General features: G+C 59.0%; 20 protein-coding genes and 1 pseudogene. 9 read left to right on the forward strand and 12 right to left on the reverse strand.

Annotated features, from left to right (window positions below; translation table 11 throughout):
- Positions 1-44 precede the first annotated feature (44 nt).
- The 5 genes from ridA to BK662_RS06675 form a co-directional block, all read right to left on the reverse strand.
- Positions 45-425, reverse strand: coding sequence for a deaminase RidA (gene ridA, locus BK662_RS06655; protein ID WP_003177257.1), 381 nt, complete (start codon positions 423-425; stop codon positions 45-47).
- 24 nt (positions 426-449) lie between these two features.
- On the reverse strand, positions 450-2,555 hold the full coding sequence (gene spoT, locus BK662_RS06660) for a bifunctional GTP diphosphokinase/guanosine-3',5'-bis pyrophosphate 3'-pyrophosphohydrolase (RefSeq protein ID WP_007934594.1): 2,106 nt from the start codon (positions 2,553-2,555) through the stop codon (positions 450-452).
- A gap of 57 nt (positions 2,556-2,612) precedes the next feature.
- On the reverse strand, positions 2,613-2,876 hold the full coding sequence (gene rpoZ, locus BK662_RS06665; protein WP_007894670.1) for a DNA-directed RNA polymerase subunit omega: 264 nt from the start codon (positions 2,874-2,876) through the stop codon (positions 2,613-2,615).
- Positions 2,877-3,043: 167 nt separating this feature from the next.
- On the reverse strand, positions 3,044-3,664 hold the full coding sequence (gene gmk, locus BK662_RS06670) for a guanylate kinase (protein WP_123357417.1): 621 nt from the start codon (positions 3,662-3,664) through the stop codon (positions 3,044-3,046).
- Positions 3,665-3,676: 12 nt separating this feature from the next.
- On the reverse strand, positions 3,677-4,540 hold the full coding sequence (locus tag BK662_RS06675) for a YicC/YloC family endoribonuclease (protein WP_123357418.1): 864 nt from the start codon (positions 4,538-4,540) through the stop codon (positions 3,677-3,679).
- A 269-nt stretch (positions 4,541-4,809) separates the two neighbouring features.
- Between BK662_RS06675 and rph the strand changes: the two genes are divergently transcribed.
- The 3 genes from rph to gltS all read left to right on the forward strand — a co-directional run bounded on the left by rph (position 4,810) and on the right by gltS (position 7,494).
- Complete coding sequence (rph, locus tag BK662_RS06680) at positions 4,810-5,532, forward strand: ribonuclease PH (RefSeq protein WP_008007612.1); 723 nt, start codon at positions 4,810-4,812, stop codon at positions 5,530-5,532.
- Between the two features lie 29 nt (positions 5,533-5,561).
- The gene (locus BK662_RS06685; protein ID WP_030132446.1) at positions 5,562-5,930 is read left to right on the forward strand and encodes a DUF4870 domain-containing protein; all 369 of its coding nucleotides are present in this window, start codon (positions 5,562-5,564) and stop codon (positions 5,928-5,930) included.
- A 358-nt stretch (positions 5,931-6,288) separates the two neighbouring features.
- On the forward strand, positions 6,289-7,494 hold the full coding sequence (gene gltS / locus BK662_RS06690) for a sodium/glutamate symporter (RefSeq protein WP_123357419.1): 1,206 nt from the start codon (positions 6,289-6,291) through the stop codon (positions 7,492-7,494).
- 85 nt (positions 7,495-7,579) lie between these two features.
- On the opposite strand, the gene crc is transcribed toward gltS, so the two are convergent.
- A complete protein-coding gene (gene crc, locus BK662_RS06695) occupies positions 7,580-8,359 on the reverse strand; it encodes a catabolite repression control protein Crc (RefSeq protein WP_007934608.1) in 780 nt (259 codons plus the stop codon).
- Between the two features lie 82 nt (positions 8,360-8,441).
- Here crc and pyrE point away from each other — a divergent pair, with 82 nt between their 5' ends.
- Positions 8,442-9,086 carry an orotate phosphoribosyltransferase gene (pyrE, locus tag BK662_RS06700; RefSeq protein ID WP_007934609.1) on the forward strand — a complete coding sequence of 215 codons (645 nt, stop codon included), beginning with the start codon at positions 8,442-8,444 and terminating at the stop codon, positions 9,084-9,086.
- Between the two features lie 181 nt (positions 9,087-9,267).
- Here pyrE and argB read toward each other — a convergent pair whose 3' ends face one another.
- The 4 genes and pseudogenes from argB to coaBC all read right to left on the reverse strand — a co-directional run bounded on the left by argB (position 9,268) and on the right by coaBC (position 13,595).
- Positions 9,268-10,173 (reverse strand): acetylglutamate kinase, encoded by a 906-nt coding sequence (gene argB, locus BK662_RS06705; RefSeq protein ID WP_109626724.1) that lies wholly within the window; start codon positions 10,171-10,173, stop codon positions 9,268-9,270.
- Positions 10,174-10,198: 25 nt separating this feature from the next.
- Positions 10,199-11,575: pseudogene (locus tag BK662_RS06710) on the reverse strand (phosphomannomutase/phosphoglucomutase); the annotation flags it as partial.
- 350 nt (positions 11,576-11,925) lie between these two features.
- Entirely contained in the window at positions 11,926-12,381 is a 456-nt protein-coding gene (dut, locus tag BK662_RS06715) for a dUTP diphosphatase (RefSeq protein ID WP_007894692.1), read from the reverse strand.
- 5 nt (positions 12,382-12,386) lie between these two features.
- The gene (gene coaBC, locus BK662_RS06720; protein ID WP_007894693.1) at positions 12,387-13,595 is read right to left on the reverse strand and encodes a bifunctional phosphopantothenoylcysteine decarboxylase/phosphopantothenate--cysteine ligase CoaBC; all 1,209 of its coding nucleotides are present in this window, start codon (positions 13,593-13,595) and stop codon (positions 12,387-12,389) included.
- A 136-nt stretch (positions 13,596-13,731) separates the two neighbouring features.
- Between coaBC and radC the strand changes: the two genes are divergently transcribed.
- Positions 13,732-14,406, forward strand: a complete 675-nt coding sequence (gene radC, locus BK662_RS06725; RefSeq protein ID WP_123357421.1) for a RadC family protein — start codon at positions 13,732-13,734, stop codon at positions 14,404-14,406.
- 135 nt (positions 14,407-14,541) lie between these two features.
- On the opposite strand, the gene BK662_RS06730 is transcribed toward radC, so the two are convergent.
- The gene (locus BK662_RS06730; RefSeq protein WP_123357422.1) at positions 14,542-16,128 is read right to left on the reverse strand and encodes an ABC transporter substrate-binding protein; all 1,587 of its coding nucleotides are present in this window, start codon (positions 16,126-16,128) and stop codon (positions 14,542-14,544) included.
- Between the two features lie 445 nt (positions 16,129-16,573).
- On the opposite strand from BK662_RS06730, the gene rpmB reads away from it, so the two are divergent.
- Together rpmB and rpmG are read left to right on the forward strand one after the other, a co-directional pair.
- Positions 16,574-16,807 carry a 50S ribosomal protein L28 gene (gene rpmB / locus BK662_RS06735; RefSeq protein WP_007894701.1) on the forward strand — a complete coding sequence of 78 codons (234 nt, stop codon included), beginning with the start codon at positions 16,574-16,576 and terminating at the stop codon, positions 16,805-16,807.
- An 11-nt stretch (positions 16,808-16,818) separates the two neighbouring features.
- Entirely contained in the window at positions 16,819-16,974 is a 156-nt protein-coding gene (gene rpmG, locus BK662_RS06740) for a 50S ribosomal protein L33 (protein ID WP_007894709.1), read from the forward strand.
- 192 nt (positions 16,975-17,166) lie between these two features.
- Here rpmG and BK662_RS06745 read toward each other — a convergent pair whose 3' ends face one another.
- On the reverse strand, positions 17,167-17,529 hold the full coding sequence (locus BK662_RS06745) for a cupin domain-containing protein (protein WP_123357423.1): 363 nt from the start codon (positions 17,527-17,529) through the stop codon (positions 17,167-17,169).
- 227 nt (positions 17,530-17,756) lie between these two features.
- Between BK662_RS06745 and BK662_RS06750 the strand changes: the two genes are divergently transcribed.
- A complete protein-coding gene (locus BK662_RS06750) occupies positions 17,757-19,250 on the forward strand; it encodes an aldehyde dehydrogenase (protein ID WP_123357424.1) in 1,494 nt (497 codons plus the stop codon).
- A gap of 186 nt (positions 19,251-19,436) precedes the next feature.
- Positions 19,437-20,582: an MFS transporter gene (locus BK662_RS06755; RefSeq protein WP_123357425.1), complete on the forward strand. Its 1,146-nt coding sequence runs from the start codon at positions 19,437-19,439 to the stop codon at positions 20,580-20,582.
- The last annotated feature ends 96 nt before the right edge of the window (positions 20,583-20,678 follow it).

A 20,678-nucleotide genomic window follows, 5' to 3' on the forward strand; every position in this document is an offset into this window, starting at 1 on the left:
CAAAGCAAGATCGGCGCAGCCTTCAGCGGGCTGCGCCGGACACATTACTCGATGACCAGAATGGCATCCATTTCAACCTGCGAACCCTTTGGCAGGGCTGCTACGCCGATGGCGGCGCGGGCTGGGTAAGGTTGGTCGAAGTACTTGCCCATGATCTCGTTGACCTTGGCGAAGTGGCTCAAGTCGGTGAGGAAGATGTTCAGTTTGACGATGTCCTTGAACGAACCACCGGCCGCTTCAGCCACGGCTTTGAGGTTCTCGAACACTTGGACGGTCTGGGCTTCGAAGCCTTCAACCAGTTCCATGGTTTTTGGGTCCAGAGGAATCTGACCCGACATGTAAACGGTGTTGCCAGCCTTGATCGCCTGGGAATAAGTACCGATGGCGGCCGGGGCCTTGTCGCTGTTGATAACGGTCTTGGTCATGTATGACTCCTTGTGAAGGGTGGGCTACGCGCGCATGCGGGTGATGCGGATGACCCCGGTCAGGGCGCGCAGTTTCTTGATCACGCGGGCCAGGTGCACGCGGTCGTGCACACTGACCACCAGTTGGACCACGCTGATACGACCGTCGCGTTCGTCCATGCTGATTTTTTCGATATTGCCGTCGGCCGCGTTGACGCTGCTGGCCAGCAGGGCGATCAGGCCGCGCTGGTGTTCCAGTTCGACGCGCAGCTCGACGTTGAATTCGCCGGTGACATCCTTGGCCCACGAGAGCTGGATGCATTTTTCCGGGTTGTGGCGGATTTCGCTGATGTTGCGGCAGTTGTCCAGATGCACCACCATCCCTTTGCCCGCGGACAGATGGCCGACAATCGGGTCGCCCGGGATCGGCGTGCAGCACTTGGCGTAACTGAGCACCAGACCTTCGGTGCCACGAATCGCCAGCGGGCCTTCCGGGCTTGGCAGCTGTTCGCCTTCGCCAAGCAGGCGGCGGGCAACCACGTAAGCCATGCGATTGCCCAGGCCGATGTCTTCGAGCAGGTCTTCGATCAGTTCGAGGCGGTATTCGTGGAGCATCAACTGCACGCGCTCGGCCGGGACTTTTTCCAGGGAGCTGTCGAAACCGTTGAGCACCTTGTTCAGCAGGCGTTCGCCGAGGCTGATGGACTCGGAACGGCGTTGCAGTTTCAGCGCATGGCGGATATGAGTCCGCGCCTTGCCGGTGACCACGAAGTTGAGCCATGCCGGATTCGGCCGCGCGCCGGGGGCGCTGACGATCTCGACCGTGGAGCCGCTTTGCAGTGGTTCGGACAGCGGTGCGAGACGACGATTGATCCGGCAGGCGATGCAGCTGTTGCCCACGTCGGTGTGTACCGCGTAAGCGAAGTCGACCGCCGTGGAGCCTTTGGGCAGCTCCATGATCCGGCCTTTGGGCGTGAACACGTAGACCTCGTCCGGGAACAGGTCGATCTTCACGCTTTCGATGAACTCCAGCGAGTTGCCGGCGCGTTGCTGCATTTCCAGCACGCCTTTGACCCACTGGCGGGCGCGGGCGTGAGTGCCTTTGGGCTGCTCGTCGCCGCTGGATTTGTACAGCCAATGGGCGGCGATGCCGTTGTTGGCCATCTCTTCCATTTCACGGGTGCGGATCTGGATCTCGATCGGTACACCGTGCATGCCGAACAGCGTGGTGTGCAGCGACTGATAGCCGTTGGCCTTGGGGATCGCAATGTAATCCTTGAATCGACCCGGCAACGGTTTGTACAAATTGTGTACAGCGCCTAGCACGCGGTAGCAGGTATCGACCTTGTCGACGATGATCCGGAACGCGTAGACGTCCATGATCTCGTTGAAGGCCCGACGCTTGCCGCGCATTTTCTTGTAGATGCCGTAGAGGTGTTTCTGACGACCGCTGACCTCGCCCTGAATGCCATCGATGGCCAGGCAGTGGCTGAGGGATTCTTCGATCTTGTTGACGATTTCCTTGCGATTGCCCCGGGCGCGTTTGACCGCCTGGTTGATCCGCGCGGAACGCATCGGGTGCATGGCCTTGAAGCCGAGGTCTTCGAACTCTATGCGGATGGCGTGCATGCCCAGCCGGTTGGCGATGGGCGCATAGATTTCCAGGGTTTCCTTGGCGATCCGCCGGCGCTTTTCGCCGGACAGTACTTCCAGGGTGCGCATGTTGTGCAGGCGGTCGGCCAGCTTGACCAGGATCACGCGAATGTCGCGCGCCATGGCCATGGCCATTTTCTGGAAGTTTTCGGCCTGGGCTTCGGCTTTGGTCTCGAAGTTCATCTGGGTCAGTTTGCTGACCCCGTCGACCAGTTCGGCCACGGTTTCGCCGAACTGCGCTTGCAGCGCTTCCTTGGCAATACCGGTGTCTTCGATCACGTCATGCAGCATGGCCGCCATCAGGCTCTGATGGTCCATATGCATGTCGGCAAGAATATTCGCAACCGCGAGTGGGTGCGTGACGTACGCTTCACCGCTGCGACGGCGTTGGCCATCGTGGGCTTGTTCGGCGTAGAAGTACGCTCGGCGGACCAGATTGACCTGGTCCTTGCCGAGGTAGGTCGATAAGCGATCGGCGAGGGCGTCTATGCTCGGCATGATAATTCCTGCCGTTCGTTGTGACCCCGCGCCGTGCTACGTCGACCAGGCATGGACTTATACTGCCTCGTTGGACTCGTCCTCGAACGCTGCGAACAGCGGTTCGTCTTCGACGATTTCTGCGTTGGCGATGAACTCGTAGCTCATCAGGCCTTCGGCGATTTCACGCAGCGCTACAACAGTAGGCTTGTCGTTTTCCCACTGAACCAGGGGCTCTTTGCCGCCGGTGGCCAGTTGACGGGCACGCTTGGTGGACAGCATGACCAGTTCAAAACGGTTTTCCACGTGGTTCAGGCAGTCTTCAACGGTTACGCGGGCCATGGTATTCCTCGGAGCGAATGCAATATGCGCGCTGCCCGGGTGGGCGAGCGGACTCAACAGTTTAAAAAATCACCAGCGATTAGGGAAGCGCTGATTTTTTGACCAGGCTCTTCGACGCGCTATAAGTGCCAATGTAAAGCCCTTGCAGCGGTTTTGGGAAGAGCTGTTTAGCCGAGCAATTCAGCCAATAATTTGCCATGACGCTGCTGCTGACGCTTCTGATGCAGCTGATTGGCGCGGAAAATCGCCTTCAGATCGTCCAGTGCGTGGGCGAAATCGTCGTTGATGATCAGGTAGTCGTAGTCGACGTAGTGGCTCATCTCGCTGACGGCTTCGCGCATCCGGCCTTCGATGATCTCGTCGCTGTCCTGGCCACGATTGGTCAGGCGCTGGTGCAAGGCCTGCAAAGACGGCGGGAGAATGAAGATCGAGCGGGCCTGGGGCATCAACTTGCGCACCTGCTCGGCACCCTGCCAGTCGATTTCCAGAATCAGGTCGTGGCCTTCATCCAGGGTTTGCTGCAGGTGGCTTTGCGAGGTGCCATAGAGATTGCCGAACACTTCGGCGCGCTCGAGGAAATCCCCGTGTTCGATCATCTTCACGAACTCGCTGCGTTCGACGAAGTGATAGTTCACGCCGTTCACTTCACCGGGGCGCATGGCGCGGGTGGTGTGGGAGACCGAGACACGGATCTCCTGATCAGCGTCGGTCAGGGCCTTGACCAGACTGCTCTTGCCTGCGCCCGAGGGGGCGGAAATGATGTACAGGGTGCCGGTGCTGTGGGTCATGTCGGGTTTGCCTTACTCAATATTCTGCACTTGTTCGCGCATCTGCTCGATCAACACTTTGAGGTTGACCGCCGCTTGGGTGCTGCGCGGGTCGAAGGCTTTGGAGCCCAGTGTGTTGGCTTCGCGGTTGAGTTCCTGCATCAGGAAGTCCAGGCGCCGACCGGCAGCGCCGCCGGATTTGAGCACCCGGCGAACTTCGATGATGTGAGTGCTCAAGCGATCCAGTTCTTCGGCGACGTCGCTCTTTTGCGCGAGCATGACCATTTCCTGTTCCAGTCGCTGCGGGTCGAGGTCGGCCTTCATGTCGGTGAAGCGGTCGAGGACTTTCTGGCGTTGGGTGGCGAGCATCTGCGGGACCAGCTCACGCAGGATCACCACATCCCCTTCAATAGAGGTCAGGCGCTCGTTGATCAATCGCGCAAGCTCGGAGCCTTCGCGCTCGCGACCGGCCTTGAGTTCTTTCAGGCCCTGATGGAACAGCGCCAGGGCTTCGGCATTCAGCGCTTGCGGGTCGGCGGCATCGGCCACCAGCACGCCGGGCCAGGCCAGGACTTCCAGCGGGTTCAGTGCGGCCGGGTTCTTGATCAGGCTGGCGACCGTCTCGGCGGCAGCGACCAGTTGCGCGGCGCGCTCGCGGTCCACTTGCAGCGGTTTGCCGGCGCTTTCTTCGGTAAAGCGCAGGGTGCATTCGAGCTTGCCCCGGGACAGTTCCTGGCGCAGGGCTTCGCGGACCGCGCCTTCGAGGTCGCGGAAAGATTCCGGCAGACGCAGGTGGGGTTCCAGGTAGCGGCTGTTGACCGAGCGCAGTTCCCAGCTCAGGGTGCCCTGGACGCCGGCTTTCTCTACGCGGGCGAAGGCGGTCATGCTGTGCACCATGGAGGTACCTCGCAATGCAGGTCGGCGCGTAACCCATGGTTCCGCGGACCCGCTATCTGTGAATTAAAGCCGACAGGCAGCAAAGGCGCAGGATTGTAGCGCAGAGGGGCGGATGCGCCCAAACACACGCTGTGACAAAGAGCTGCAGGCCGTCGGCTAAGCTCTATTCAGGGGCTTCAATCGTCGGGCGATTTTTTTAGAAGTGCCCACTCGCGGCCCACGGCTCTATAATGCTCGGCAGTTTTCCGTCCTCCGTACAGGTAATCCCTATGAAACGTCCAAGTGGTCGCGCTGCCGATCAGCTCCGCTCGATCCGCATTACCCGCAACTACACCAAACACGCCGAGGGTTCTGTGCTGGTCGAGTTCGGTGATACCAAAGTCATCTGCACCGTCAGCGTCGAGAATGGCGTGCCGCGTTTCCTGAAAGGTCAGGGCCAGGGTTGGTTGACCGCCGAATACGGCATGCTGCCGCGCGCCACTGGCGAACGTAACCAGCGTGAAGCGAGCCGCGGCAAGCAAGGTGGCCGTACTCTCGAAATCCAGCGTTTGATCGGCCGTTCCCTGCGCGCTGCGCTGGACATGACCAAGCTGGGCGACGTCACCCTGTACGTCGACTGCGACGTGATCCAGGCTGACGGCGGCACCCGCACCGCGTCCATCACCGGTGCCATGGTTGCACTGATCGACGCCTTGAAAGTGATCAAGAAGCGCGGCGGCCTGAAAGGTGGCGACCCGCTCAAGCAAATGATCGCTGCCGTTTCGGTGGGCATGTACCAGGGCGAGCCTGTGCTTGACCTCGATTACCTGGAAGATTCGGCTGCCGAGACTGACCTCAACGTGGTGATGACCAGCACTGGCGGTTTCATCGAAGTTCAGGGCACTGCTGAAGGCGCGCCGTTCCAGCCGGAAGAGTTGAACGCGATGCTGGCACTGGCGAAGAAAGGCATGATCGAGATTTTCGAACTGCAGAAGGCTGCACTGGCCGACTGATCGGACCTGCTCCACGCAAGGAGGACGCCATGAGTGACGAGCAACTGCCTCTACCCACACCGAGCCGAGAGGTTCGTCAGTGGGCAATGTTTTGTCACCTGTCCGCCTTGCTGGGGATCTGGCTGCCGTTCGGCACGCTGATCGGTCCGTTGATTCTCTGGCAGATGAAGCGCGAATCAGATCCGTTCATCGACGCGCAAGGCAAGGAAGCGTTGAACTTTCAGATTACCGTCGCCATTGCTTCGGCTATCTGCTTCCTGCTGATGGTGGTGATCATCGGGTTCTTCCTGTTTGGTCTGGTCGCGATCGGTGCGCTGGTATTGACCATCATTGCCGGCGTGAAAGCCAATGAAGGGTTCCCTTACCGGTATCCGTTCACTTGGCGGTTGATCAAATAATGATTCGCCACGCTTTTAAGTAAATGCCCTGACTTGTCGGGGCATTTGCTTTTTTGAAACTGCTTCCCAAGCGTTGCCATTAGCGATATCCCGCTGCCGCAGGTATTACTGCGCACTATCGCTCTTACACTTCTAGTCACAACTGCTTTGCCTCAGCGCCGCCTATGTACTTGGCAATGAGACTTCGCGGTTGATAAAGTTGCCCCAAGTAAATATTCCTTCAGAAATATTTCGATATATTCAGGCCATTGAAGGTCCTTGAATTTAAAGTAAATCAGTGTTGAGAAAATCAACCTGTTCAAGAGGCGTGTCCAGGTAAAAAGCTCGCCCATGAATATATATCAAAGTATAAATCCTAATGGTTCAGCTCGATTTTTATGGAACACTTGTTGCCGCCTCTTTAGTACTGTTACTGGGGCGCGGACTGGTCACACGAATCGGTTTTTTACGCAGTTACAATATTCCTGAGCCTGTTGCAGGCGGTCTGGTGGTGGCTCTGCTTCTCCTGGCCTTGCGGGGATTTGATTTCGACGTCCGATTTGACACCTCACTGCAAACTCCCCTGATGTTGGCTTTTTTTGCCACCATCGGCTTGAGTGCAGACTTTGCCAGCCTGAAGAAAGGCGGGCGCGTAGTGGGGATCTTCCTACTGGCGGTGATCGGGCTTCTGGTGGTCCAGAATGCCATGGGCATCGGCCTCGCAAAGGCCTTGGGGCTCGATCCGTTGATGGGCTTGTTGACGGGCTCGGTTACGTTGTCTGGCGGTCACGGTACCGGCGCTGCATGGGGAGCGACGTTCAGCGAGAAGTTTGGTCTGGCTTCCGCCTCTGAACTCGCCATGGCCTCTGCTACGTTTGGCTTGGTGCTGGGTGGTTTGATTGGTGGCCCGGTCGCTCGCCTGCTCATCAAACGTGTCCAGACACCCGGTTGCGAGAAAGATAAGCCGCGTCTGCCGAAGGGCTTTGAGCAGCCAAACAAAGAGCGCTCGATCACGCCGTTTTCGTTTATCGAGACGCTCGCCCTGATCGCCGTCAGTCTGATGGCAGGCTCCCTCTTGAATGGCCTGCTCCACGGAACTGTATTTGAGTTGCCGACGTTCGTATGTGTCTTGTTCGTGGGTGTGGTCTTACGCAACGGCCTTTCCGCACTTGGCTTGTATCAGGTGTTTGAGCGTGAAGTTTCCGTGTTGGGGAATGTCAGCTTATCGCTGTTTCTGGCGATCGCTCTGATGTCGCTCAAGCTGTGGGATCTGGCAGCACTGGCGTTACCGATCTTTATCATCCTGGCCGCGCAAGCGTTGGTCATGGCACTGTTTGCGATTTTCGTGACATTCAGAATGATGGGCAGCAACTACGATGCGGCAGTTCTGGCGGCAGGGCACTGCGGTTTTGGACTAGGAGCAACGCCAACTGCCATCGCTAACATGCAAGCGGTGACGCAACGTTACGGACCTTCGCAGATAGCGTTCCTGGTGGTGCCAATGGTGGGGGCTTTCTTCATCGACATCATTAATGTCATCGTGATCAAGTTGTACTTGGCACTGCCGTTTTTCGCCGCTGCTTGAAGGTATAACGCATAAGAAAAATGCCCATATCTTTCGATATGGGCATTTTCGTCCACCGGTCAGCAGGTTTTCGTGTCAGCGAAAACTAGATGGTCAGCGTCCAGTCGTAATCCACGATCAGCGGTGCATGCTGCGAGAAACGTGGTTGACGCGGCAAACGTGCGCTGCGAACGAAACGACGCAGGCCCGGAGTCAACAGCTGATAGTCGAAGCGCCAACCGAGGTTGAGCATTTCCGCCTGTTCGTTGTCCGGCCACCAGCTGTACTGGTCGCCTTCGCGGCTGACTTCGCGCAGGGCATCGACATAACCCATGTTGCCGACAATCTCATCCATCCAGGCACGCTCAGGTGCCAGGAAGCCCGGGGATTGCTGGCTGTCGCGCCAGTTCTTGATATCCAGCTTCTGTTGCGCCACGTACAGCGAGCCACAATAAATGTACTCGCGACGTTTGCGTCGCTGTTTATCCAGATAACGGGCGAAGTCGTCCATTAGCTTGAACTTCTGGTTCAAATCTTCATCGCCGTTCTGCCCCGAAGGGAGCAGTAAGGTCGCGATGCTGACCTTGTCGAAATCGGCTTGCAGGTAACGCCCGTAGCGGTCGGCCGTCTCGAAGCCGAGACCGCTGATGACTGCCTTCGGTTGCAACCGCGAGTACAAAGCCACGCCACCTTGGGCGGGAACTTCGGCTTCGCAGGCATAAAGGAAGTAGCCATCCAGTTGGAAGGCTGGATCGTCCAGTTCAAAGGCGGAGGCGCGGGTGTCCTGCAGGCAGATGACGTCGGCATTCTGTGCTTGCAGCCAACTGAGCAAACCACGCTCGACTGCAGCCTGAATACCATTGACGTTCACACTGATGATCCGCATAAGTGGCCCCAAAAATCGCGTGCGGGTATGATACACGGCGTCTACCTAATTAGCTAAATCCGTGGTATTTGGGGTTTTTTTCATGCAAGCGTATCAGCGCGACTTCATTCGTTTTGCCATTGATCGTGGCGTTTTGCGCTTCGGTGAGTTCACCCTGAAGTCCGGACGCACCAGTCCTTACTTCTTCAATGCCGGCCTGTTCAACTCGGGTTCTGCCCTGGCGCAGCTGGGTCGTTTCTATGCGGCAGCCATCGTCGAGAGCGGTATTTCGTTCGACGTGCTGTTCGGCCCGGCCTACAAAGGCATCCCGTTGGCGGCGACCACCGCCGTGGCGCTGGCCGAACATCATGACCGTGATCTGCCATGGTGCTTCAACCGCAAGGAAGCCAAGGCCCACGGCGAAGGCGGCAGCCTGGTTGGTGCGCCATTGACCGGCGACGTGCTGATCATCGACGACGTGATCACCGCAGGCACCGCCATCCGTGAAGTGATGCAGATCATCGCTTCCCAGGACGGCGCCAAAGCCGCGGGCGTGTTGATCGCCCTGAACCGTCAGGAGCGTGGCAACGGCGAATTGTCGGCCATCCAGGAAGTGGAGCGTGACTTCGGCATCCCGGTGATCAGCATCGTTTCGCTGAATCAGGTGCTCGAGTTCCTGGCGGATGATCCGCAGCTCAAGCAACACCTGCCGGCAGTTGAAGCCTACCGCGCACAATTCGGCGTCTGACGCACTTCCCGTGTAGGAGCTGCCGAAGGCTGCGATCTTTTGATTTTGGCTTTTTAAAAACAAGGTCAAAAGATCGCAGCCTTCGGCAGCTCCTACAGGGGGCTACAAGATCCGGCAGGGATCGCAGGCAAAAAAAGACCCCGCTCAGCCAGGCTGAGCGGGGTCTTTTTGTATGTACCGCTTAAGGACGCTTGCGATTGCTGATCAAGGTACCCACACCGGTATCGGTGAAGATTTCCAGCAGAATCGCGTTCGGCACCCGACCATCGATGATCAACGAGCTGCCCACGCCGCCCTGTACCGCTTCCAGCGCGCAACGAATCTTTGGCAGCATGCCGCCGTAGATAGTGCCGTCGGCGATCAGGTCGTCGACCTGTTGAGTCGTCAGGCCGGTCAGAACCGTGCCCGACTTGTCCATCAGGCCGGCGATGTTGGTCAGTAGCATCAGCTTCTCGGCTTTCAGTGCCTCGGCCACTTTACCGGCCACCAGGTCGGCGTTGATGTTGTACGACTCGCCGTTGGCGCCGACGCCGATTGGCGCGATCACCGGGATGAAGTCGCCTTTGACCAGCAGGTTCAGCAGGTCGGTGTTGATGCCGACCACTTCGCCCACTTGGCCAATATCGATGATTTCCGGCTGGGTCATCTCCGGCGTCTGACGGGTAACAGTGAGCTTTTTCGCGCGAATCAGCTCGGCGTCTTTACCGGTCAGGCCGATGGCGCTGCCGCCATGACGGTTGATCAGGTTGACGATGTCCTTGTTGACCTGGCCGCCGAGGACCATTTCCACCACGTCCATGGTCTGCGCGTCAGTCACGCGCATGCCATCGATGAAGTGGCTCTCGATCGACAGACGCTTGAGCAGGTCGCCGATTTGCGGGCCGCCACCGTGAACCACCACCGGATTGATGCCGACGGCTTTCATCAGCACGATGTCGCGGGCGAAGCCGGTTTTCAGCTCCTCGCTTTCCATCGCGTTGCCGCCGTATTTGATCACCAGCGTCTTGCCGACATAGCGGCGAATGTAAGGCAGCGCTTCGGACAGGACCTTGGCGGTGTTGGCGGCGGCTTCGCGTTCGAGGGTCATTCAGGGCTCCGGGTGCTTCAGAAGATCAAAACGGTAATTGGAGATCAGGTGCAACGCGTTTCAGCTGGACGTGGAACACATCCTTGATGCGCTGCAATTCAGCCTCGTCATCGGCCTCGAAGCGCAGCACCAGCACCGGTGTGGTGTTGGAGGCGCGAACCAGGCCCCAGCCTTTGGCATAGTCGACTCGCACGCCGTCAATGGTGGTCAGGTCGGCGCCTTCACCCCATTGCGCATCGTGCAGTGCATCAATGATGCTGAATTTGCTCTCTTCGGTCACATGGATATTGATCTCTGGCGTAGAAATATCGTTCGGGAAGGTCGCGAACAGCTCTTCCGCGGTGGATTTTTCCTTGCTGAGGATCTCCAGCAGCCGTGCGGCGCTGTAAATGCCGTCGTCGAAACCGAACCAGCGCTCCTTGAAGAAGATGTGCCCGCTCATTTCGCCGGCCAACAGGGCACCGGATTGTTTCATTTTCTTTTTGATCAACGAGTGACCGGTCTTCCACATCAGCGGACGACCGCCGTATTCCTTGATCAGCGGAATCAGGCGACGGGTGCATTTGACGTCGAAGATGATTTCCGCGTTCGGGTTGCGCGCCACGACGTCGCGGGCGAACAGCATCAGCAGGCGATCAGGGAAAACGATGCTGCCAGTGTTGGTAACGACGCCCACACGGTCGCCGTCGCCGTCGAAGGCCAGGCCGATGTCGGCGTTGGTTTCCTTGACCTTGGCGATCAGGTCCACGAGGTTTTCAGGCTTGCCCGGGTCCGGGTGGTGGTTCGGGAAGTTGCCATCGACTTCGCAGAACAGCGGGATGACTTCGCAGTTCAGGGCTTCGATCAGTTGCGGGGCGATCACGCCGGCCGCGCCGTTACCGCAATCGACCACGACTTTCAGGCGACGAGCCAGTTTGATGTCCTGGACGATTTCGGTGTTGTAGCGATCGAGGATCTCGACCTTGGTGATGCTGCCCTTGCCGCTGCTCAGGTTGTTGGTCTTGAGGCGTTCGTGCAGGGCCTGGATCTGTTCGTTGGCCAGGGTGTCGCCGGCAATGACGATCTTGAAGCCATTGTAGTTCGACGGGTTGTGGCTGCCGGTGAGCATCACGCCGGATTTGCCGGCCAGTACGTTGGCGGCGTAGTACAGCGCAGGGGTGGGTACCAGGCCGACGTCGCTGACGTGGCAGCCGCTGTCGGCCAGGCCTTTGATCAGTTGCTCGACCAGTTCCGGGCCGGACAGGCGACCGTCACGGCCGACGGACACATTGGGTTCATTCTGGGCCAGGCTCTGGGAGCCGATGGCGCGACCAAGCCAATAAGCTGTTTCAGCGTTCAAGAATTCCGGGACGGTGCCGCGAATGTCGTAGGCGCGGAAGATGCTGTCGGGGAACTTGGGTGCGACTTGGGCTGGGGTGCTCATCTGTAGGAATGCTCCATCTCGAAAGTGGCTGGACCTGCCGGCGAAAAACTCGTCGGCAGGCTCAAACTGAAGGGTATGACGGCGTTTTCCACCGAGAGTTCGTGGTATGAAAAGGCCATGCCATCAGCATCGACGAGCAATTGCCGTTCAATGCCTTGATTTTCAGTGGTAAACCTTCCAGATGACGACTGTGCAATTTGTGGTGAGAGAGCTTGCTCCCGCTTGAGTGCATAGCACTCACAAAAATCGGTAATGACTCACAGAGTTTGGGCCCGCTTCGCTGCCCAACGGGGGCAAGCCCCCTCGCCACAGGGTTGCCATCTTTCGGATCAGTGGCTGCCGGAGTGGCCGAAACCGCCGGTGCCGCGCTGGGTTTCGACGAACTCTTCGACCATTTCAAAATGAGCTTGAACTACCGGTACCAGCACCAATTGCGCCAGGCGTTCGCCTACCACCATGTTGAAATCGGTCTGGCCACGGTTCCAGCACGACACCATCAGCGGGCCTTGGTAATCGGAGTCGATCAGGCCGACCAGGTTGCCCAGCACGATGCCGTGCTTATGGCCCAGGCCGGAACGCGGCAGAATCAGCGCGGCCAAACCTGGATCGCCAATGTAGACGGACAGGCCGGTCGGAATCAGCAGGGTTTCGCCCGGCTTGATGACGGTGTCTTTTTCCAGCATGGCGCGCAGGTCGAGGCCGGCGGAGCCTGGCGTCGCGTATTGCGGCAGTGGGAATTCGGTACCGATGCGTGGGTCGAGGATCTTGGCTTGCAAAGCGTGCATGTAAATTAAACCTGGTTCAGACGTTCGGCGATAAAAGTGATCAGCTGGCGAGCGATTTTGCTCTTGCTGGTCTGGGCGAAGAGTGTGGCGTGCAGCTCACGGTCGATTACGCTGCAGGCGTTTTCTTCGCTGTTGAAGCCAATACTCGGGTTCGCGACGTCGTTGGCGACGATCAGATCGAGGTTCTTGTCTTTCAACTTGCGTGCAGCGTAATCGAGCAAGTGTTCGGTTTCGGCGGCGAAACCGACACTGAACGGACGGTCGGGACGGGTGGCGATGGTGGCCAGGATGTCTGGGTTGCGGACCATCTGTAGCAACAAGCCGTCGCCGTTCGTAGGGTCTTTCTTGAGTTTCTGTGGGGCGACGACTTCCGGACGGTAGTCCGCGACCGCAGCAGAGGCGATGAACAGGTCGCAAGGGATCGCCGCTTCGCAGGCAGCGAGCATGTCGCGGGCACTGACCACGTCGATGCGCGTGACGCGATCCGGGGTCGGCAGATGCACAGGACCCGTAATCAGAGTCACGCGGGCGCCGGCTTCTACCGCGGCTTCGGCCAGGGCAAAGCCCATTTTTCCAGAGCTGTGGTTGGTGATGTAGCGCACCGGGTCGATGTTTTCCTGGGTCGGGCCGGCGGTGATCAGCACGTGTTTGCCGGTCAGCGCCTGGCGCTGGAAGCAGTCTGCCGCGCACTGGGCGAGGTCGGTGGCTTCGAGCATGCGGCCCATACCGACGTCGCCGCAGGCCTGGCTGCCGGAGGCTGGGCCGAAGACCTTGAGGTCACGGCTTTCGAGGGTTTGCAGGTTGGCCTGGGTCGCCGGATCGCGCCACATGGCCTGGTTCATCGCCGGGGCAACCGCGACCACGGCGTCGGTGGCCAGCACCAACGTGGTCAGCAGATCGTCGGCAATGCCTTGGGCCAGACGGGCGATCAGGTCCGCGGTGGCGGGAGCGATCAGTACCAGGTCGGCCCACTTGGCCAGCTCGATGTGGCCCATCGCGGCTTCGGCCGCCGGGTCCAGCAAATCGAGATGGACCGGATGCCCGGACAACGCCTGCATGGTCAGCGGGGTAATGAATTCGCTGCCGCCACGGGTCATGACCACGCGCACTTCGGCGCCCTGGTCGATCAGGCGGCGAACCAGCTCGGCGCTCTTGTAGGCCGCAATGCCGCCGCCGACGCCCAGAACGATGCGTTTCCGATACAGCCGCTGCATAGGTCTGCCTTTCATTTCGTTGATGACTGCTTGGCGATACCCCCTCCCCAGGGATGAATTCGCCAGCAAAAAAGATGGGCTACGATATCACAGCGACCGCTATGGAACAGCGGCGCCCACATTCCAGGGAGGTGCTATGAGTATTCGCGATTGGCCGGCGGCCGAGCGGCCGCGGGAGAGGTTGCTTGAGTTGGGCTCGGGGAGCCTTTCGGACGCCGAACTGCTGGCGATTTTTTTAAGGACCGGCGTGTCGGGTAAAAGCGCAGTTGATCTGGCGCGACATCTGCTGAATCAGTTTGGCAGCCTGCGCTCACTGCTAGAGGCCGATCAGGCTGCATTCAGCAGGCAATTAGGGCTTGGGCCAGCGAAATTCGCTCAGTTGCAAGCGGCCCAGGAAATGGGCAGAAGGCATTTGGCCGAACGTGCGCGCCAAAAATCGGCACTGGAGAATCCGCAGGCGGTTCGTGATTACCTGAAGTCGATGTTGCGCCACGAGCCTCACGAGGTGTTTGGGTGTCTGTTTTTGGATTCCAAGCATCAAGTGCTGGCGTTTGAAGTGCTGTTTCGCGGCTCCATCGACAGCACCAGTGTTTATCCGAGGCAGGTGGTTAAACGCGCCTTGGCCCACAATGCCGCAGCGTTGATCCTCTGCCACAACCATCCGTCGGGTAACACCAACCCCAGTCAAGCCGACCGTACGCTGACCAAGCGCCTGCAAGAGGCCCTGGACCTGATCGATGTGCGGGTGCTAGACCATTTCATCGTTGGGGATGGTGATCCGCTGTCCATGGCCGAGTATGGGTGGATGTGAGAGGGCTAGAGGGGTAAGCAACTCCTGTGGGAGCGGGCTTGCTCGCGAAGGCGTCGTGTCAGTCGATATCAATGTCTACTGACAGACCGCTTTCGCGAGCAAGCCCGCTCCCACAGGGGGTTGTGGCGGGGCGGATTACTTGAGGTTGACCTTCGAGTAATCCTGACGACCGAACGGACTGACCTGATAGCCCTGCACATCCTTACGCGTCAGCGCAAAGGCCGTCGGGTGCGCCAGTGGCAGCCACAACGCCTGTTGCTGGATCTGAGCCTGGGCCTGCTCGTAGAGCTTGGTGCGTACACCTTGCTCACCAGTGGTCTTGCCAGCGCTGATCAGCTTGTCCAGGTCCTGGTTGCAGTAGCGGGCGAAGTTGGTGCCGGATTTGACCCCCGCGCAGGAAAACTGCGGTGTGAGGAAGTTGTCCGGGTCGCCGTTGTCGCCAGCCCAGCCCATGAATAGCAAGTCGTGTTCGCCGGCCTTGGCGCGGCGAATCAGCTCGCCCCATTCGATCACACGAATCTCGGCCTGGATGCCGATTTCCGCGAGGTCGGACTGCAGCAATTGCGCGCCGAGGCTCGGATTGGGGTTCAGCAGGCTGCCGGAAGGGCGGGTCCAGATGGTGGTCTGGAAGCCACTCTTGAGCCCGGCCTTGGCCATCAACGCCCGGGCTTTCTCGACATCATGGGGATAGCCCGAGAGGTTTTTGGCGTAGCTCCAGGTGTTGGGTGGGTATGGGCCATTGGCAGGCTCGGCGGTGTCTTCGAACACAGCCTTGATGTAATTGGCCTTGTCGAATGCCAGGTTGATGGCCTGACGCACTTCAGGTTTGTCCAGCGGCGGATGCTGGCTGTTGATTCCGACGAATGCGGTCATGAAGGCGTCAGTCTTTTCCACCTTCAGGGTCGGTTCTTGCTTCGCAGCCTGTACGTCCAGCGGTTTGGGCGACAGCGCGATCTGGCACTCGTTGCGGCGCAATTTCTGCAAGCGCACGTTGGCGTCCGGAGTGATGGCGAAGATCAGCGGGTCTACCGATGGCTTGCCGCGGAAGTAGTCGCGGTTGGCTTTGTAGCGAATCGAGGCGTCTTTCTGAAAGCGCGTGAAAATGAACGGCCCGCTGCCGATCGGCTGGCTGTTGAGCTTTTCCGGCGTGCCGGCCTTCAACAGTTGGTCGGCGTATTCGGCCGAATAGATCGAGGCGAAACCCATGCTCAGGGTCGGCAGGAAAGTCGAGTCCGGGTGATCGAGGGTGAAGCGGATGGTGAGCGGGTCCAATGCGTCGATCTTCTTGATCAACGCCGGTAACTGCATCGACTGGGCATGCGGGAAGCCGCTCTGGGCGACTTTGTGCCACGGGTGCGCCGGGTCGAGCATGCGGTCGAAACTGAACTTCACGTCTTCGGCGGTCAGGTCACGCGTCGGGTTGAAGTATTCGGTATGGTGAAATTTCACCTGCGGGTGCAATTTGAAAACGTAGGTCAGGCCGTCGGGTGTGACTTCCCAGCTGTCCGCCAGGCTGGCGACCACTTTGCCGCTGGCCGTGTCGAAGTCCACCAGGCGGTCCATCAGCACGTCGGCCGAGGCGTTGGTGGTGGTCAGCGAGTTGTATTGCACCACATCGAACCCTTCCGGGCTGGCTTCGGTGCAGACGCTCAGGGCGGCAGCATGGGCCAGGGGGCTCAGTAGAAGCGGTGCGAGCAGCAGCGGTAGGGCAGCGAGGCGCATGGTCGGATTCCTTTACAGATCGAAGGCCCATCTGCAAGTGCAGTCTGGAAAAGGCTTACCCTAGTGGGCTCTTTTGCAAATGACTATCCCCTTTTTCGTTTTAAGGAGACTATATGCGCTTGTTTTCGGTGATGCGGGCCGAGGAAAACCCGGAATCGGTCGGTTGGCCGATTCTCTGCGACGAGCGGTCTTAATCGGCGACAGCCTTTATCCAAGGCGCCCGGCGCCCGGAAAAGGGGGAATTTATCAAGTTCGCGCACACGGAATGTTGTTGCTCTCCAGTCTTTCTGGTATAAAGCAGCGCTCTTTTCTAGGGGCCCGGTTCCTTCACTGTAGGTGTAGCCGGTAAGACCTCTAAAGAAACGCGGCGCCTGGCGCCAAATGACTGAGAGATTAAGCGGCCAACCCATGCCGGGTTGGGCATGTGGTTTTAGAGGGCTGAGGCATGTCGAGAGTATGTCAAGTTACCGGTAAGGGTCCGGTGACTGGGAATAACATTTCCCACGCAAACAACAAAACCCGTCGTCGTTTCCTGCCGAACCTGCAGCATCACCGCTTCTGGGTTGAAGAAGAGAAACGTTTCGTGCGTCTGCGCGTATCTGCCAAAGGCATGCGTATCATCGACAAGCGTGGCATCACTGTCGTGCTGGCCGAAATCCGCAAAGCCGGCAAGATCTAAGGGAGCTAATCATGCGTGAATTGATTCGTTTGATTTCGAGCGCCGGTACTGGTCACTTCTACACTACCGACAAGAACAAGCGCACTACTCCGGACAAAATCGAGATCAAGAAATTTGATCCGGTTGTTCGTAAGCACGTGATCTACAAAGAAGGCAAAATCAAGTAATTGATTTTTCCCTCTTACGAAAAAGGCCCGTATCGCGAGATACGGGCCTTTTTTGTTGCCTGCGTGTTTTGTTTTGGTCTGCCAGGACCTCATCGCGAGCAGGCTCGCTCCCACATTGGATTTGTGAACGACGCAGATCAAATGTGGGAGCGGGCTTGCTCGCGAAAGGGCCGGCCGGGGCGGCACAAATCCTCAAGCCTTCTGTTCAAACACCACATAGATCTTGCGGCACGGCTCCAGCACTTCCCAGGTGCCTTTGAAACCGGCCGGAATCACGAAGCGATCGCCCACACGCAGAGTCTTGGCGTTACCCTCGCCGTCGCGCAGCACTGAAACCCCCTGAACGATTTCGCAGTATTCGTGCTCGGTGTAGTTCACTAGCCACTGGCCGACTTCGCCTTCCCAAACACCCGCACTCATTTGGCCGCATGGGCTGTTGTAATGGTTGTACACCGCTTGCTCGGGGTCTCCCTTGAGGACTTTCGCCGGGTCTGGTCGATAGCGATCGGGCTGGGTGTTGGCCTGGCTGAAATCGACGATATCCTGAATGCTCATGCTGGTATTCCCCCGTGATTGCGCTGGAAAATTGAAAGTCTATGTTTATTAAAATGAACATCGCAAGGCCGTTTGCCGGCCTTGTGTCAAATATATTGAAACTTCACCGGCCGCTGGTTTAGGGTAACGGTTGCCTTGAGCCGAAAAGCAGGCTGGCCGGGCAGAATTCCTGACAGCACCCGCATAGACCGCGGGGCACTCGTATTCAATAAGAGGAGGACACTCGAATGACCACCCTGACTCGTGCCGACTGGGAACAACGGGCTCTCGATCTGAAGATCGAAGGCCGCGCCTACATCAATGGCGAATACACCGATGCCGTCTCCGATGAGACCTTCGAGTGCATCAGCCCCGTCGATGGCCGTCTGCTGGGCAAGATTGCCAGCTGTGACGCCGCCGATGCCCAGCGTGCCGTGGATAACGCCCGCGCCACTTTCAATTCCGGCGCCTGGTCGCGCCTGGCGCCGACCAAACGCAAAGCCACCATGATTCGTTTCGCCGGCCTGCTGAAACAGCACGCCGAAGAGCTGGCCCTGCTCGAAACCCTGGACATGGGCAAGCCGATCAGCGACTCCCTGTACATCGACGTTCCCGGCGCGGCGCAAGCCCTGAGCTGGAGCGGTGAAGCCATCGACAAGATCTACGACGAAGTCGCCGCCACCCCGCACGATCAGCTGGGTCTTGTGACTCGCGAGCCGGTCGGCGTGGTCGGTGCGATCGTGCCGTGGAACTTCCCGTTGATGATGGCCTGCTGGAAGCTCGGGCCGGCGCTGTCCACCGGTAACTCGGTGATCCTTAAACCGTCTGAAAAATCTCCGCTGACCGCGATCCGCATTGCGGCGCTGGCCGTTGAAGCCGGTATCCCGAAAGGTGTGTTGAACGTGCTGCCGGGTTACGGTCACACCGTCGGCAAGGCCCTGGCCCTGCACAACGACGTCGACACCCTGGTGTTCACCGGTTCGACCAAGATCGCCAAGCAACTGCTGATCTACTCCGGCGAATCGAACATGAAACGTGTCTGGCTGGAAGCTGGCGGCAAGAGCCCGAACATCGTGTTCGCTGATGCGCCGGACCTGCAAGCCGCCGCCGAAGCCGCTGCCGGTGCCATCGCCTTCAACCAGGGCGAAGTCTGCACCGCCGGTTCGCGCCTGCTGGTGGAGCGTTCGATCAAGGACAAATTCCTGCCGCTGGTGATCGAGGCCCTGAAAACCTGGAAACCGGGCAACCCGCTGGACCCGGCAACCAATGTCGGTGCGCTGGTGGACACCCAGCAGATGAACACTGTGCTGTCCTACATCGAATCCGGTCACACCGATGGCGCCAAACTGGTGGCTGGTGGCAAGCGCATTCTTCAGGAAACCGGTGGCACCTACGTCGAGCCGACGATTTTCGATGGCGTGAGCAACGCGATGAAAATTGCTCAGGAAGAAATCTTCGGTCCGGTGTTGTCGGTCATCACCTTCGACAGCGCTGAAGAAGCCATCCAGATCGCCAACGACACGCCTTACGGTCTGGCCGCTGCAGTCTGGACCGCCGACATCTCCAAGGCTCACCTGACCGCCAAGGCTTTGCGTGCCGGTAGCGTGTGGGTCAACCAGTACGACGGCGGCGACATGACCGCGCCGTTCGGTGGCTTCAAACAGTCCGGCAACGGTCGCGACAAGTCGCTGCACGCGTTCGACAAGTACACCGAGCTGAAGGCGACCTGGATCAAGTTGTAATCTGTAGCGGGCCCCGGTTCATATCGGGGCCCGTTGCAACATAGATCCCTTGTGGGAGCGAGCCTGCTCGCGATAGCGGTATGACAGTCGACGTCAATGTTGAATGTTGCTCCGTCATCGCGAGCAGGCTCGCTCCCACAGTGTTTTGTGCCACCGGTAAAATAACAATCCACAGGAGTGTGGAACATGCGTTGGGCGACTTATTTCGCCGTTTTGGCGTCTGTCTTGAGTGTCGGCCTGGCTCTGGGTGTCAGCATGCCGTTGGTATCGCTGCGTCTGGAAGGCTGGGGTTACGGCTCGTTCGCGATCGGCGTGATGGCGGCGATGCCGGCCATTGGCGTATTGCTGGGGGCGAAAATCTCCAGCCACCTCGCGGCCCGTCTTGGCACGGCCAATTTGATGCGCCTATGTCTGTGGGCCGGGGCGGTATCCATCGGTTTGCTGGCAGTGTGGCCGAGCTACCCGGTCTGGCTGGCGCTGCGGTTGATGATCGGGGTGATCCTGACCCTCGTCTTCATTCTTGGTGAAAGCTGGATCAACCAATTGGTGGTCGAGCAATGGCGCGGTCGACTGGTGGCGCTGTATGGCAGTAGCTATGCGCTGAGTCAGTTGGCCGGGCCGTTGCTGTTGGGTGCGTTGGGCACCGAGCACGATTATGGCTTCTGGGTCGGTGTCGGTTTGCTGATGACGTCACCGTTCCTGCTGCTGGGTCGCGGCGGCGCACCCACCAGCGAAGCCTGCAGCGTAACCCTCGGTGACTTGTTGACCTTCTGCCGCGGCTTGCCAGCAATTGCCTGGGCGGTATCGCTGTTCGCCGCGTTCGAAGCAATGATCCTGACCTTGCTGCCGGTCTACTGCCTGCGTCAGGGCTTCACCACGGAAATCGCCTTGGCGATGGTCGGCACGGTGGTGGTGGGTGATGCCTTGCTGCAGTTGCCGATTGGTGCGCTGGCCGATCGCTTGTCGCGGCGTACGTTATTCACCGGCTGTGCGGTGCTCTTGTTGCTGTCGAGCCTGGCGATTCCGTTGCTGATCGACACGCTGCTGATCTGGCCGCTGTGGGTGTTGTTTGGCGCCAGTGCCGGTGGTTTGTTCACCTTGTCGCTGATCCTGATCGGCGAGCGTTATCGCGATGATGCGCTGGTGCGGGCCAATGCCCATATCGCGCAGTTGTGGGGCATTGGTTGCCTGATTGGGCCCTTGGCGGCCGGTGCCGGCAGCCAGTGGATCAGCGGGCATGCCTTGCCGTTGCTGATGGCGGCGGGCGCGTTGGGGCTGGTGATTCTGGTGTCGCGGCAAGGGGCGTTTGGGACAGTTGCCGAACCAGCCTGAGCGCTGCAAAACCCTGTGGCGAGGGAGCTTGCTCCCGTTGGGTCGCGCAGCGGCCCTAAATCATGCGCCACCGCTTATTCAGACAGAACGCGGATG

Origin of the sequence: Pseudomonas frederiksbergensis (genome assembly GCF_003732275.1) — a bacterium.
GTDB classification, from domain to species: Bacteria; Pseudomonadota; Gammaproteobacteria; order Pseudomonadales; family Pseudomonadaceae; genus Aquipseudomonas; species Aquipseudomonas frederiksbergensis_H.